A 12,997-nucleotide genomic window follows, 5' to 3' on the forward strand; every position below is an offset into this window, starting at 1 on the left:
GACACCAGTCCATCCATGTCGCAACAGACCGCCACTTCCCACAAGAGCCCGAACGGGCTCGACGAGCTGATCCGCATCGCGGCGACGCAACCGCTTTCGCCCGACTGCGACCACTTCTACTTCCTGCGCCATGGCCAGACGGGCCGCAACGCGCTGCGCATCTTCCAGGCGGTGGACGAGCCCCTGAGCGAGCTGGGCCTGCAGCAGGCGGCGCGCGCCGCCACGCTGCTGGCTGGCGAGCCGATCCGCACCGTGGTGTGCAGCGACGCGCGGCGCGCCAACGACACCGCCTACGCGGTCGCCACCGCGCTGAATCTCGTGCCGGCCGCGCAGGCCACGCTGCGCGAGCGCAACTTCGGCGCGCTCATCGGCACCTCGTCCGCCAACATCGACTGGGCCTGCGAGCCCGAGGGCGGCGAGACGCTCACGCAGTTCGTCGCGCGCACGCGCGAAGCCATCGACACCGCCCTGCGGCTGCCGGCACCGGCGCTGGTGGTGGCGCACGGCGGCACGCTCTACGCGCTGGCCGCCCTGCTGGGCGTGCCCGTCGACCTCGGCCTGCTCGGCAACGCCCAGCCCTTGCGTTTCGAGCGCCGCGGCCCCACATGGGCCGTTACGCCGCTGCTGCGGCATGCCGACGGCGATGCAGCCCTGGCCTAGCCGCCCGGGACCTTCCTGACCGCGATGCCGTCCACCCAACGAACCATCACGCACCATGGACTTCAAGGACTACTACAGCGCTCTGGGCATCGACCGCACCGCGTCCGACGACGACGTGCGAAAGGCCTATCGCAAGCTCGCCCGCAAATACCACCCCGACGTCAGCACGGAGCCCGATGCCGAGCAGCGCATGCGCGACATCAACGAGGCCAAGGACGTGCTGGGCGACAAGGAAAAGCGCGCTGCCTATGACGCGCTGGCCGACCGCGTCGCGCGCGGCGGCAGCCCCGAGGGCGACTTCCGCCCGCCGCCCGGCTGGGACGAGGGCTTCGAGTTCCACCGCGGCCCACGCCAGGGCCCGGCCGACCATGCCGACTTCAGCGAGTTCTTCTCGTCGCTTTTCGGCGAGGCCGAGCGCCGCGGCGCCGCGCGGCAGAACTTCCGCGCGCGCGGCGAAGACCACCATGCGGCCATCGAGATCACGCTGGAAGACGCGCTCAACGGCGCCGAGCGCGAGATCACGCTGCGCGCGCAGACCCTCGACGCGCAGGGCCATCCGCAGTGGACCAACCGCACGCTCAGCGTGAAGATCCCGCCGGGCGTGCACCCGGGCCAGTTCATCCGCCTTGCCGGGCAAGGCATGCCGGGCCACGGCGGCGAGCCCGCGGGCGACCTGTACCTCGAAGTGCGCATCGCGCCGCACAAGCTCTACCGCGTGGAAGAGCGCGACCTGTACATGACGCTGCCCGTCACGCCCACCGAGGCCGCGCTGGGCGCGCAGGTGCAGGTGCCCACGCCGACCGGCGGCGTGGTCGAGGTGACGGTGCCGCGCAATGCGCGCAGCGGCCTGAAGCTGCGGCTCAAGGGTCGCGGGCTCGCGGGCAAGACGCCGGGCGACCTGTACCTGCTGATCGACATCGCGCTGCCGCCCGCCGACGGCGACGATGCACGCAAGGCCTACGAGCAGCTGGCTCAAGCCACCGCATCCTTCCATCCACGCCAGCATCTGGGAGTCTGAGCATGGTGAATTTCACTCTCACGAGCACCACCGCCATCAGCGCATCGCAGCCGCTCGCGGCGAACGAACTGGCGCACGCCGTCGGCGCCGATACCGCGTGGGTCGTGCAGCTGGTCGAGGTCGGCATCCTGCATATCGAAACCGCCGAGAAGGCGCCCGAGCGCTGGCAGTTCTCCAGCACCGACCTGCAATGCGCACTCGAGGCGCGCAGGCTGGAGCGCGACTTCGGCGTGAACCTCGACGCGGCCGCGCTGATCCTCGACCTGCAGCACGAAGTGCGGCGGCTGAAGGCGGCGCTGCACGCGCGCGGGCTGGCCTGACACGCCGCATCGCCCCTGCGGCCTCAGGGGAAAGCGGATCGCCCGCTTGACCTTGACACCGTGCGAAGCCGAAGACTGCGAGCCTCTTCAACAGGAGCTCGCATGAACCCTCGCACCAATGCGTCGCACGGACGCGCCGGCACGCCCGAAGCAGCAACGACCACGAGCCGCGCGCCGGAGGCAGGCCGGCGACTGGGCATCGAAGAGGTCATCGCCCGCGCGGGCGTCTCGGAAAGACTGCTGCGCCAGTGCGAAGCCCACGGCCTGCTGCAAGGCGCCTACGGGCTCCGGTACACGCACGAGCACGTCGCCGTGCTGCGCTTCGTCCGCAGGGCCCACGCGATGGGCTTCGGCATGAACGACATCGTCAGGCTGCTCGCGCTGCGGCACGACGAGCATCGCAGCAGCGCCGAGGTGAAGTACATCGCGCTGAACCGGACCGAGGAGCTCGAATCGCGCATCGAGGAGCTGCAGGCAATGAAGCGCGTGCTGGAGCGCCTCGCCGGGCTGTGCCTCGGCGATCACCAGCCCGCCTGCCCCATCCTCGACGAACTGCTGGAGCTCAAGGGCTTCTCCTCGTTCCCCTCGTTCTCCTCGCAGTCGGAGCACGAGGCGGGCCGGCCGTCGCCGACGGCTACTGCATCTGCTTCAGGTTGCCGATGCGCACCAGCATCTCGGTGAACATCTGCAGGTCGGCGTCGAGATCGGGCACTTCCTTGTATTCCTTGGCGTTGTGCCCCGTGTACTTCTTGCCGGGCATGCCAGGGCCGAAGCTGATCGCATTGGGCATCTGCTTGGCGGTGGTGGCGCCGGCAGCCGACACCGGCTTGGCCTCGAGGCCGGTGGTGTCGCCGTAGATGTTGAGCAGCGTCGTCAGCCACTGGCCGGAGGGGTCGCGCGCCATCCAGTTGCCCTGGTCGTACTTGATCTCGACCGCGGCCTTGTTCGCGCCGGCCCACTCGTTGATCTTCGCCGTGACCTGGGCCTTGAGCTCATCGGGCGTGCGGCCGCGCGGCATGCGCGTGTTGACCGACACGACCAGCCGGCCATCGGCGCCGGTGCGGATCAGGTTGGGTGAGAAGGTCAGCGGCCCCATGAAGTCGTCCTTGTAGCCAAGGCCGATCTTCTCGCCGAGATAGCCGGTGCCGTAGAGCGCATCGACGTACTTCACAGCCTTGAGGAACTGGTTGTCGGCCAGCGTCACGCCGGACTCCAGCAGGAAAAGGCCCAGCCGCGGCAGCGGGTTCACGCCGTTCTGCGGCTCCGATCCATGGGCCGAGGTGCCCGTGACCTTGATGTCGATGCTGTCCGTGCCGCGCGTGACGGCGATGGCGAACTTGCCGCCCTGCGGTTCGTACTTCTGCAGGAAGCCCGGCTTCGCGGCCTCGAGCTTCGCGAATGCGGCCGCGAGGTCGCCGCCCTTGAGCGTGGCGGTGGCGGTCTGCGAGATGGCATTGACCGCCGCGGCCGCGCCCATGTCAGTGATCGCGGTGACGCCGCCGTCTGTCTTCTCCGCGGGAAAGAACACGCTCAGCGAGCCCGCGCCCTTCTCGGCCACGACCGCCGGATAGCCGCTGTCGAGCACGATGTTGTAGGCCGGCAGCGGAACCTTGCCGCGGTAGTACTCCATGGCATCGCCGCCGGTCTCCTCGGTGGTCTCGATCATCAGGCGCATGGTGCGCTCGATAGGCAGGCCGCTTTCCTTCACCGTCTTCATCGCGTAGAGCACGGCGGCGATGGAGCCCTTGTCGTCGATGGTGCCCCGGCCGTAGAGGCGGTCTCCCACCTGGACCATCGTGAACGGGTCGAGCCGGGTGCCGTCGTCGAGCACCCATTCAGACAGCACCGCCGGCACCACGTCGGAGTGCGTGAGGATGCCGAACTCCTCGCTGCCCTTGCCCTTCAGGCTCACCTCGAAGATGCGGTTGTCGACGTTGCGGTACTCCAGCCCGAAGTTGCGCGCGGTCTTCTCGACCAGCTTGCCGAACTCGATGATCGTCGGGTTCTCGTGCGGCGGAATCTGCACATTGCGCGCCGTCGGGATCGCCACCATGGCGCCCAGGCTCGCGATCACCGCCTTCTGGTTGTGCAGGCGGTTGTAGAGCCCGAGCAGGCGTGCGATGTTGGTGAGGTCGTCGCCCGCCAGCGGCGCCCTCTTGCGATAGGCGGCAACCGCCGGCTTCAACGCCGGGTTGGCTTTCTCGGCCTGCGCCAGGAAGGCGTTGAAGCTCGATGCGGTCTTGCCGCCTTGCCAGCTTGCAGCGAGGCGGTCGAGCTCGGGTTTCTTGATCGTCTCTGCGAAGGCCGGTGCGGTGAGGCCAACTGCCATCAGGCCCATGGTGAGGGCCGGCAACGAGAAGCGAAATTGGGGCATGAAAGTGACTCCCTGTTCACGAAAATGGAAGCCTTCAAAGATACCCGAGCCGCGCCTCGCAAGAGGCTCTGATGCACTACGAAGAAACGTTGCGCACGAGAGGGAAAGCGCGTCTTTAAGTTCGCGAATGCCGCACTCCCTATTGCATCTGCTGCAGATTGCCGATGCGCACCAGCATCTCGGTGAACATCTGCATGTCGGCATCGAGGTCGGTCACTTCCTTGTACTCCTTGGCGTTGTGCGCGGTGTACTTCTTGCCGGGCATCGCGGGGCCGAAGTTGATGGCGTTGGGCATCAGCTTCGCGGTGGTGCTGCCGGCCGTGGGCACGGGCCTGGCCTCGAGACCGGTGGTGTCGCCGTAGATGTTCAGCAGCGTGGACAGCCACACGCCCTTCGGGTCGCGCGCCATCCAGTTGCCTTGCTCGTAGGCGACTTCGAGCTTCACGCTGTTCGCGCCCGCCCAGGCATCGATCTTCTGCGTGACCTGCGCCTTGAGCTCCTCGGGCGTGCGCCCGCGAGGCATGCGCACGTTGACCGTCACCTCGAGCCTGCCGTCGCTGCCCATGCGCACGAGGTTGGGCGAGAAGGTCAGAGGGCCCATGAAGTCGTCGGCGTAGCCGAGGCCCATCTTCTCGCCGAGGTAGCCGGTGCCGTAGAGCGCATCGATGTACTTCACGGCCTGCAGGTAGTGATTGGAGGCCAGCGGCACGCCCGACTCCAGCAGGAACAGCGCGAGGCGCGGCAGCGGATTCACGCCTTCCTCGGGCCGCGAGCCATGGGCGGATACGCCCGTCACCTTCAGCTCGATGCTGTCAGTCCCGCGTGCGATGTCGATGGCGAACTTGCCGCCCTGGCCCTCGTACTTCTTCAGGAAGACCGGCTTCGAGGCCTCGAGCTTCGCGAGCGCTGCCGCGAGATCGCCCCCCTTGAGCGTGGCGGTGGCCGTCTGCGAGATCGCATTGGCCGATGCGGCGCCTGTCATCGCCGTGATCGCGGTCGATACCGCGTCGACCGCTTCCGCGGGGAACAGCACCTTCAGCGCGCCCGAGCCCTTCTCGGCCACCACTGCAGGGTACTTGCTGTCGAGCACGATGTTGTAGGCCGGCAGCTGCGTCTTCGTGCGGTAGTACTGCATCGCGTCGCCGCCGGTTTCCTCGGTGGTCTCGATCATCAGGCGGATGCTGCGGTCGATGGGCAGGCCGCTTTCCTTCACGGCCTTCATCGCGTAGAGCACTGCCGCGATGGAGCCCTTGTCGTCGATGGTGCCGCGGCCGTAGAGGAAGTCGCCGACGCGCGTCATCCTGAAGGGGTCGAGCCGCGTGCCATCGTCGAGCACCCACTCGGACAGCACGGCGGGCACCACGTCGGCATGCGTGAGGATGCCGAACTCCTCCGCGCCCCTGCCCTTCAGGCTCACTTCGAAGATGCGGTTGTCGACATTGCGGTAGGCAAGCCCGAAGTCGCGCGCCATCTTCTCGACCAGCTGGCCGAACTCGATGATCGGCGCACTTTCGTGGGGCGGCACCTGCACGTTGCGCACCGTCGGGATCGCCACCATGGTGCCGATGCTCGCGATCACGGCCTGCTGGTTCTTCAGCCGGTTGTAGAGGCCGAGCAGGCGAGCGATGTTGACGAGGTCGTCACCCGCCAACGGCGTCTTCTTGCCGCGGTACGCGTTCACGCTGCCCTGCAGTGCGGGCTGGCTCTTGGCCGCCTGCGCGAGGAAGGCATCGAAGTCGGCGGGCGGCTTGCCGGCCGGCCATGCGGCGGCGAGCTGATCGAGCTGGGGCTTCCTGATCGTTTCGGCATGCGCCTGCGAGCCGAGGGTCAGCGCAAGGGCCAGCGAAAGCGCCGACAATGAAAATCGAGATTGCTGCATCAGGGTCTCCACCTCATTCTGAAAACATCCCGCGACGATAGCCGAGCGAAGAATCGAACGAACAATGAGCAACAGCACCGACAAGATCCGCTGCGCCTGGGCCCAAACCGACCCGCTTCTGGCTGCCTACCACGACGCCGAATGGGGCGTGCCCGAGCGGGACAGCCGCGCGCTGTGGGAAAAGCTCATGCTCGACGGCTTCCAGGCCGGGCTCTCGTGGCTCACCATCCTGCGCAAGCGCGACGCCTTCCGCAAGGCCTTCAAGGGCTTCGTGCCCGAGAAGATCGTCAAATTCACCGAGGCCGACGTCGAGCGGCTGATGCAGGACGCCGGCATCGTGCGCTCGCGCTCGAAGATCGAGGCCACCATCGGCAACGCGCGCGCCTACCTCGCAATGCAGGCCAAGGGTGAAGACTTCTCGGAATTCATCTGGGGCATGGCGGGCGGCAAGCCCATCGTGAACCGCACGGGCAGCGTGCCGGTGAAGACGCCGCTGTCGGAGGACATTTCCGCAGCGCTCAAGAAGCGCGGCTTCAAGTTCGTCGGGCCGGTGATCGTCTACGCGTGGATGCAGGCCACAGGCATCGTCGACGACCATGCGCACGATTGCCATCGCCACGGGGCGAAACACAAACCGAAGCCCCAATGAAAAAACCGGACGCTGCTTTCGCAGGTCCGGTTTTTCCTGATGTGTGACTTGTGATTCGATGAAAAGCGGCTTGCGCCGCCTTCGAATTACAGGCCGGCTTGACGCGTGAAGGTCAGGCCCTTGGCTTGCGCGGGGATCACGCTGCCGGCGAAGGTTTCGGGACGCAGGTTCTGGCCCGGTGCGTGCGCAGCGGCAACTGCCTGGCTGCGGACGGTGGCGCGATCGACCGAAGCGGCCAGGGCGGGCGTTGCGGTCGATGCAGCGCCTTCGTTGTCGCCATAGGCGTTGCCGACACGGGCGGCTGCCACGGCCTGGGGCGCCACGTCGGCGCGGCTGTAGCCGGAAGTCAGGGGCTGAACGCCTTCGTAGGTTTCTGCGTGGGCGCCAGCGGCGGCGAGCAGGGACAGAGCGGCGGCAGCGAGGATGTTCGAGGTCTTCATTTCAATTCCTTCTTCATTGGGCTTTTTGGTGCCGCTAGTGTGCACCACGATCACTAGGGCAAACCCTATGAAGAATGAATCGCAGTGTTCACGAAATTGAAACAATGACCGGGAACTTTTAGACAACGCTAATCCAAGTGCCCTTTCAGTCGTCGAAAACGCGCGAAGTTTGCATACTTTTCCTCTAGCTCGTCAAGTAGCAACTTGCAGGCCAGCCGCTGTCTTTCGGAAAAAAGTGCTAGGCGCCCTGCCTCAGTCTTCCTTCATGCCGGTGGCCTTGACCACGCTCCCGAGCCGCGCGCGCTCCTCGTCGACGAACTTCGAGAAGCTCGCGCGCGTGCCGCCGACGGGCTCGATGCCCATGTCCTTCAGGCGCTTCGAGATCTCGGGCGACTTCATCGCCGCGTCGACGGCCGCGGCCATCTTGTCCATGATCGCGTCGGGAGTGCCGCGCGGCGCGTGCACGCCGGCCCAGTGGGCGATGCGGATCTCGGGGAAGCCCTCCTCCGCCGCCGTCGGCAGCTCCGGATAGGCCGAGATGCGCTGCGTCCACGTTCCCGCCAGCGCCTTGAGCTTGCCGCTCTTCACGTAGGGCAGCACCACGATGCTGGCCTCCGAGGTCGCCTCGACCTGATTGCCGAGCACGGCCGTGATCGACTCCGAGCCGCTCTTGTAGGGCACCACGTCGAGCTTGCTGCCGTACTTCGTCTGCAGGATGCCCTCGACAAAGTGCGGCGTGCTGCCCGTGCCCGCAGTGGCCCAGTGGAAGCCGCTGCCCGACTTCTTCGACGCGGCGACGAATTCCTTCAGATCCTTGTACGGCGCATCGGCCGGCACCACCACCACCGAGGGCGCCAGCCCGATCATGGCCACGGGCACCAACGCATCGTCCTTGTACGGCATGCTCTTCTTGATCATGCTGTTCGACACCACGCCGGCCGCGCTCACGAGAAAGGTGTAGCCGTCGGGCGCGCTCTTGGCGACCACGTCTGCACCGAGGATCGCGCCCGCGCCGGGCTTGTTGTCGACGACGACCGGTTGTCCCAATTGTTTCGACGCCCCTTCGGCCGCCGCACGCGCCATCAGGTCGTTGGCACCGCCGGCGGAAAAGGGAACGACGAGCCTGATCGGCTTGGTGGGCCAGGCCTGAGCGGCGGCGCCCTGCGCGAGGACGGACACGGCAAGTCCGACGGCGAGCGAAGCAATGCGGGTGGAAAGCATGGGGAGTTCTCCTGTGTGTTGTGTGTTGGATTGGGGAGTCGTCATTCGGCCTTGATGCCGGCCTCGCGTATCACCTTGCCATAGCGCACGATCTCGGCGCGGATCAGCGCACCGAACTCTTCCGGCGTGCCGCCTGCCGCGCCGACGCCCGTGGGCTCGAGGCGCTCCTCGACGTCCTTCGCGCGCAGCATGGCATTGAGCTCGGTGCCGAGCTTCGCAAGCACGGCCGGCGGCAGCCCCTTCGGCGCCACCAGGCCGTGCCAGGCGACCACGTCGTATTCGGGCAGGCCGCTCTCGGCAACAGACGGAATGTCGGGATACGCCCGCAGCCGATTCGCAGTGCTCACCGCCAGCGCGCGCAGCTTGCCGGCCTTCACGTGCTGCATCAGCGCCTCGGTGCCCGCGAAGAGCATGTCGACGTTGCCGGCCAGCAGGTCGCTCACCGCGGGCCCGGTGCCCTTGTAGGGCACGTGCGTGGCCTTGGCCTTCGCCATCTCGAACATGTACTCGGTCACCACGTGCAGGTGCCCGCCTGCGCCGCTCGATGCGAAGGTGAGCTTGCCCGGGTCCTTGCGCGCGAAAGCCAGCAGCTCCTGCAGGCTGCGGGCCTCGACGCGCGGGTTCACGCACAGCACATACGCGCCGCGCGACAGCTGGATCACCGGCGTGATGTCAGCCACCGGATCGAAGCCGAGCTTGTAGAGCGCCGGGTTCACCGTGTAGCTGCCCGCCACCAGCAGCAGCGTGTAGCCGTCGGGTGCGGCCTTCACGCCGATGTCGGTGCCGAGCGTGCCGCCAGCGCCGGGCCTGTTGTCGACCAGCACGGGCTGCCCGATGCGCTCTGCCAGCCGCGCCGCGGTCAGCCTCGCGATGAAGTCCGAGCCGCCGCCCGGCGCGAACGGGCAGACGATTCGAATGGCCTTGGATGGAAACGCGCCGGCCTGCGCGCGTGCGATGCGCGGAACGAGTCCGCCCAACGCGAACGCGGGAGCCAGCGCGGCAAAGCTTCGACGGTCGATGTTCATGGAGTTGTTGTCCCGAAGTTGAGGGCGCAGCCGCGCGCCGTACAAGCCCGTGAAGGGCTTTGGGCATTGCACGCCCTCGGGCCTGTTTTGGGCCTCGGGATTTGTCCTAGCAGCGACGCCGGCTGCCGGCGACCTCGACGCTCAGGAGCGCGGCCAGGCGCGTATCAGCGTGCGCAGCGCCACGCCGCCACTGCCCTTGACCTCGGCGCGGTACGTACCCACCAGCGCCTCGCGCTCGGCCGCGGCCTGCGGATCGTTGCGCCATGCGAGCAAGGCGGCCACGTCGGCATCGGGCAGCGCGGCGAGCAACGCCTGCGTCACCTGTCGCTCGAATTCGCGCGCCACGAGCATCAGGTTGCGCGGGCGGGTCGAGGTCACGCCGCGCGACCACAGCGTGTCGAGGGCCATGTCGAGCGTGCGGTCCGGCAGCGAGCTGAACTGGCCGCCGTTGCCGCGCGCCAGCTGCTTGACCACGGCGCTCATCAGCAGCTGGCTCGAGAAGTCGATCTCGCGCACGTCGGCCACGGCCATGCGTTCGAGCAGTTCGGCGCGCGCGGGATCGACGGGCTTCGCGCGCTCGCGATTGAAGAACTCCGCCTTGCCGGCTTCGCTCATCGCCGCATAGTCGGTGCGCAGCTTCACGAAACGGGCCACGGCAGCGAGCAGTTGCGGGCTGGGTGCGGCTGCGCCGTTACCGGCCGATGCAACTTCCTGCTGGATGGATGCGACCGAGGCGGCCGTGTTGAATGCGCGTGTCGCGGCCGTGTCCAGCGCCTTCAGCGCCTTGTCGGCAATGGCCTGATCGTCGGGCTCCAGCAGCTCCCTCGCACCGCGCGAGACGGCACCGGGCCCGTAGGACGCCTGGTAGCGCGGCTGCACGCCTTCGAACTGCAGCAGCGCTTCCGCACGGCTCTGCGCCCAGCCCGACAAAGGAGCCAGGAAGGCCGAAAGCAACAGAAGGAAACGGAACGGGGAAAGACGGTTCGGGGAAAGCATGGCGCCATTATTGGCACGGCTGCATTCCCCTCTTCACCGCCGCCTCCCTCGTCAGGCCGGGGCCAATTCCTTGCGCAGCAGCTTCGCCGCCGCCACCATGTTCGACAGCGCCGCCTCGGTCTCGGGCCAGCCGCGGGTCTTCAGGCCGCAGTCGGGGTTGATCCACAGGTTGGCGGGCGGCACCACGTCGGCGGCCTTGCGCATGAGCCGCACGATCTCTTCGACCGAAGGCACGCGCGGCGAGTGGATGTCGTACACGCCAGGCCCGATCTCGTTCGGGTAGCGGAAGCCGCCCGCATCGTTCTCTCCGCCAAAACCCCGCAGCAGTTCCATGTCGGAGCGGCTGGTCTCGATGGTGATCACGTCGGCGTCCATCGCAGCGATCTCCGGCAGGATATCGTTGAACTCCGAATAGCACATGTGGGTGTGGATCTGCGTCTCGTCGCGCACGCCCGAAGCGCTGATGCGGAAGGCGCGCGTGGCCGACTTCAGGTACGCGGGCCATCCGGCGCGACGCAGCGGCAGCCCTTCGCGAATGGCCGGCTCATCGATCTGGATGATGCCGATGCCCGCGCCTTCGAGGTCGACCACTTCGTCGCGAATCGCCCATGCGATCTGCTCGCAGGTGGTGGCGCGCGGCTGGTCGTCGCGCACGAAGGACCACTGCAGGATGGTGACGGGGCCGGTCAGCATGCCCTTCATCGGCAGCTTCGTGAGGCTTTGCGCGTAGGCTGTCCACTCGACCGTCATCGGCGCGGGGCGCGCCACGTCGCCGAAGATCACCGGCGGCTTGACGCAGCGCGAGCCGTACGACTGCACCCAGCCGTTGGCGGTGAAGGCGAAGCCGTCGAGCTGCTCGCCGAAGTACTCGACCATGTCGTTGCGCTCGGCCTCGCCATGCACCAGCACGTCGATGCCCAGTTCTTCCTGCTTGCGCACGGCGAGCGCGATCTCGGCGCGCATCTTCTCGTTGTAGCCGGCCGAGTCGAGTTCGCCGCGCTTGAAGGCGGCACGCGCGGCGCGGATGTCGGCGGTCTGCGGGAACGAGCCGATGGTGGTGGTCGGCAGCGCGGGCAGCGCGAAGCGCGTGCGCTGCACCAGCTGGCGCAGCCCGAAGGACGAGATCCGGCTGTCGTCGCCGGCCACGCTGCGCGCAAGGCGCAACGCCACGTCGGGGCGATGCACGCGCGGGCTGGCGCGGCGTGCCGCCACCGCGGCGCGGGCGGCTGCCAGTTCGGCAGCAACCGAGCTTTCTTCGCCATCGACGGCCGCTCGCAGCACGCGCAGTTCGTCGAGCTTCTCGACGGCGAAGGCGAGCCACGACTTCAGCTCGGCATCGAGCTTCGTCTCCGCCGCGAGGCTGAAAGGCACGTGCAGCAGCGAGCACGACGGCGCGATCCACAGCTCGCCCTTGTGCTTCTCCGCCACGGGCTTGACCTTGGCCAGTGCGGCATCGACATCTGTGCGCCAGATGTTGCGACCATCGACCACGCCGACCGACAGCACCTTGTGCGCCGGCAGCCAGTCGGCCACGCCGGTCAGCTCCTGCGGCGAGCGCACCGCATCGACGTGCAGGCCGGCCACCGGCAGCTGGCAGGCCAGGCGCAGGTTGTCCGACAGCGCGGAAAAATACGTGGCCAGCAGCAGCTTCGGGGCGCTGCGGGCCAGTTGCCAGTAGGCACGCTCGAAGGCATTGCGCCATGCCTCGGGCAGGTCGAGGCCGAGGATGGGTTCGTCGATCTGAACCCATTCCACGCCCTGCTGCTTCAGCCGCGTGAGCACCTGCTCGTACACGGGCAGGAGCGAATCGAGCAGCGAGAAGCGGTCGAAGCCGGCTTCCTTTTCCTTGCCCAGGTACAGGAAGCTCAGCGGCCCCAGCAGCACCGCCTTGACGGGGTGGCCTGCCTGCTGCGCCTGCGCCACCTCATCGAAGAGGCGCGTCGACGCGAGCCTGAACTGCGTGGCCGCCTTGAACTCGGGCACGAGGTAGTGGTAGTTCGTGTCGAACCACTTGGTCATCTCCAGCGCGAAGGTGCCTTCGGCGCCGTGGTTGCAGCTCTCGTCGTGCACATGGCCGACTTCGCTCTCCACGCCGCGCGCCATCTTGAAGTAGCGCGAAAGTTCGGACTCGTCGCCATGGAAGCCGAAGCGCTCCGGCTCGCAGCCGAGTAGCTGGATGTGGTTGGCCACGTGGTCGTAGTAGGCGAAGTCACCCACGGTCACGAAGTCGAGCCCCGCATCGCGCTGGGCCTGCCAGTGGCGGGCGCGCAACTGCTCGCCGACCGCTTCGAGCGCGGCGCGGTCGATCTCGCCGCGCCAGTGCTTCTCGAGGGCGAACTTGAGTTCCCGGTGGGCGCCCATGCGCGGAAAGCCGAGGGTGTGGGTACGGGTGGTCATTTGCAGGTAATCCGGTCG

12 protein-coding genes are annotated in these 12,997 nt (G+C 67.5%); 5 read left to right on the forward strand and 7 right to left on the reverse strand.

Translation table 11 applies throughout. From position 1 onward, the window contains the following. The first annotated feature begins 15 nt into the window (after positions 1-15). The 4 genes from ABL840_RS24775 to ABL840_RS24790 all read left to right on the forward strand — a co-directional run bounded on the left by ABL840_RS24775 (position 16) and on the right by ABL840_RS24790 (position 2,679). The gene (locus ABL840_RS24775; protein ID WP_093200870.1) at positions 16-660 is read left to right on the forward strand and encodes a histidine phosphatase family protein; all 645 of its coding nucleotides are present in this window, start codon (positions 16-18) and stop codon (positions 658-660) included. A 55-nt stretch (positions 661-715) separates the two neighbouring features. Further along, positions 716-1,678 (forward strand): DnaJ C-terminal domain-containing protein, encoded by a 963-nt coding sequence (locus ABL840_RS24780; RefSeq protein ID WP_093306563.1) that lies wholly within the window; start codon positions 716-718, stop codon positions 1,676-1,678. 2 nt (positions 1,679-1,680) lie between these two features. Continuing rightward, positions 1,681-1,998 (forward strand): chaperone modulator CbpM, encoded by a 318-nt coding sequence (locus ABL840_RS24785; protein WP_093306565.1) that lies wholly within the window; start codon positions 1,681-1,683, stop codon positions 1,996-1,998. 102 nt (positions 1,999-2,100) lie between these two features. Beyond that, positions 2,101-2,679, forward strand: coding sequence for a MerR family DNA-binding protein (locus ABL840_RS24790; protein ID WP_093306568.1), 579 nt, complete (start codon positions 2,101-2,103; stop codon positions 2,677-2,679). Here the strand turns inward: ABL840_RS24790 and ABL840_RS24795 are convergent. Together ABL840_RS24795 and ABL840_RS24800 are read right to left on the reverse strand one after the other, a co-directional pair. After that, on the reverse strand, positions 2,633-4,372 hold the full coding sequence (locus ABL840_RS24795; protein WP_093306570.1) for a dipeptidase: 1,740 nt from the start codon (positions 4,370-4,372) through the stop codon (positions 2,633-2,635). The two genes, ABL840_RS24790 and ABL840_RS24795, sit on opposite strands and share 47 nt — an antisense overlap. 139 nt (positions 4,373-4,511) lie before the next feature. Continuing rightward, positions 4,512-6,251, reverse strand: coding sequence for a dipeptidase (locus ABL840_RS24800; RefSeq protein WP_418116002.1), 1,740 nt, complete (start codon positions 6,249-6,251; stop codon positions 4,512-4,514). Positions 6,252-6,315: 64 nt separating this feature from the next. Between ABL840_RS24800 and ABL840_RS24805 the strand changes: the two genes are divergently transcribed. Next, positions 6,316-6,900, forward strand: coding sequence for a DNA-3-methyladenine glycosylase I (locus ABL840_RS24805; protein ID WP_093306572.1), 585 nt, complete (start codon positions 6,316-6,318; stop codon positions 6,898-6,900). Positions 6,901-6,986: 86 nt separating this feature from the next. Here the strand turns inward: ABL840_RS24805 and ABL840_RS24810 are convergent, their stop codons facing one another. The 5 genes from ABL840_RS24810 to metE all read right to left on the reverse strand — a co-directional run bounded on the left by ABL840_RS24810 (position 6,987) and on the right by metE (position 12,979). After that, positions 6,987-7,340 carry an alpha/beta hydrolase gene (locus tag ABL840_RS24810; RefSeq protein WP_093200885.1) on the reverse strand — a complete coding sequence of 118 codons (354 nt, stop codon included), beginning with the start codon at positions 7,338-7,340 and terminating at the stop codon, positions 6,987-6,989. 252 nt (positions 7,341-7,592) lie between these two features. Continuing rightward, positions 7,593-8,561 (reverse strand): Bug family tripartite tricarboxylate transporter substrate binding protein, encoded by a 969-nt coding sequence (locus tag ABL840_RS24815; RefSeq protein ID WP_093200888.1) that lies wholly within the window; start codon positions 8,559-8,561, stop codon positions 7,593-7,595. 41 nt (positions 8,562-8,602) lie between these two features. Beyond that, positions 8,603-9,586 (reverse strand): tripartite tricarboxylate transporter substrate binding protein, encoded by a 984-nt coding sequence (locus ABL840_RS24820; RefSeq protein ID WP_093306575.1) that lies wholly within the window; start codon positions 9,584-9,586, stop codon positions 8,603-8,605. 141 nt (positions 9,587-9,727) lie between these two features. Continuing rightward, entirely contained in the window at positions 9,728-10,582 is an 855-nt protein-coding gene (locus ABL840_RS24825) for a hypothetical protein (protein WP_093200893.1), read from the reverse strand. A 51-nt stretch (positions 10,583-10,633) separates the two neighbouring features. Further along, positions 10,634-12,979 carry a 5-methyltetrahydropteroyltriglutamate--homocysteine S-methyltransferase gene (gene metE, locus ABL840_RS24830; protein WP_093306577.1) on the reverse strand — a complete coding sequence of 782 codons (2,346 nt, stop codon included), beginning with the start codon at positions 12,977-12,979 and terminating at the stop codon, positions 10,634-10,636. Between the last annotated feature and the right edge of the window lie 18 nt (positions 12,980-12,997).

This window comes from Variovorax sp. NFACC27, assembly GCF_048301545.1.
GTDB lineage: Bacteria > Pseudomonadota > Gammaproteobacteria > Burkholderiales > Burkholderiaceae_C > Variovorax > Variovorax gossypii.

Excerpts from the sequence above, each read along its gene's own strand:
- ABL840_RS24795 (WP_093306570.1), bottom strand. The coding sequence starts at position 4,372 with ATGCCCCAATTTCGCTTCTCGTTGCCGGCCCTCACCATGGGCCTGATG.
- ABL840_RS24800 (WP_418116002.1), bottom strand. The coding sequence starts at position 6,251 with ATGCAGCAATCTCGATTTTCATTGTCGGCGCTTTCGCTGGCCCTTGCG.
- metE (WP_093306577.1), bottom strand. The coding sequence starts at position 12,979 with ATGACCACCCGTACCCACACCCTCGGCTTTCCGCGCATGGGCGCCCAC.
- ABL840_RS24790 (WP_093306568.1), top strand. The coding sequence starts at position 2,101 with ATGAACCCTCGCACCAATGCGTCGCACGGACGCGCCGGCACGCCCGAA.
- ABL840_RS24780 (WP_093306563.1), top strand. The coding sequence starts at position 716 with ATGGACTTCAAGGACTACTACAGCGCTCTGGGCATCGACCGCACCGCG.
- ABL840_RS24820 (WP_093306575.1), bottom strand. The coding sequence starts at position 9,586 with ATGAACATCGACCGTCGAAGCTTTGCCGCGCTGGCTCCCGCGTTCGCG.
- ABL840_RS24775 (WP_093200870.1), top strand. The coding sequence starts at position 16 with ATGTCGCAACAGACCGCCACTTCCCACAAGAGCCCGAACGGGCTCGAC.
- ABL840_RS24825 (WP_093200893.1), bottom strand. The coding sequence starts at position 10,582 with ATGCTTTCCCCGAACCGTCTTTCCCCGTTCCGTTTCCTTCTGTTGCTT.
- ABL840_RS24810 (WP_093200885.1), bottom strand. The coding sequence starts at position 7,340 with ATGAAGACCTCGAACATCCTCGCTGCCGCCGCTCTGTCCCTGCTCGCC.
- ABL840_RS24805 (WP_093306572.1), top strand. The coding sequence starts at position 6,316 with ATGAGCAACAGCACCGACAAGATCCGCTGCGCCTGGGCCCAAACCGAC.
- ABL840_RS24785 (WP_093306565.1), top strand. The coding sequence starts at position 1,681 with ATGGTGAATTTCACTCTCACGAGCACCACCGCCATCAGCGCATCGCAG.
- ABL840_RS24815 (WP_093200888.1), bottom strand. The coding sequence starts at position 8,561 with ATGCTTTCCACCCGCATTGCTTCGCTCGCCGTCGGACTTGCCGTGTCC.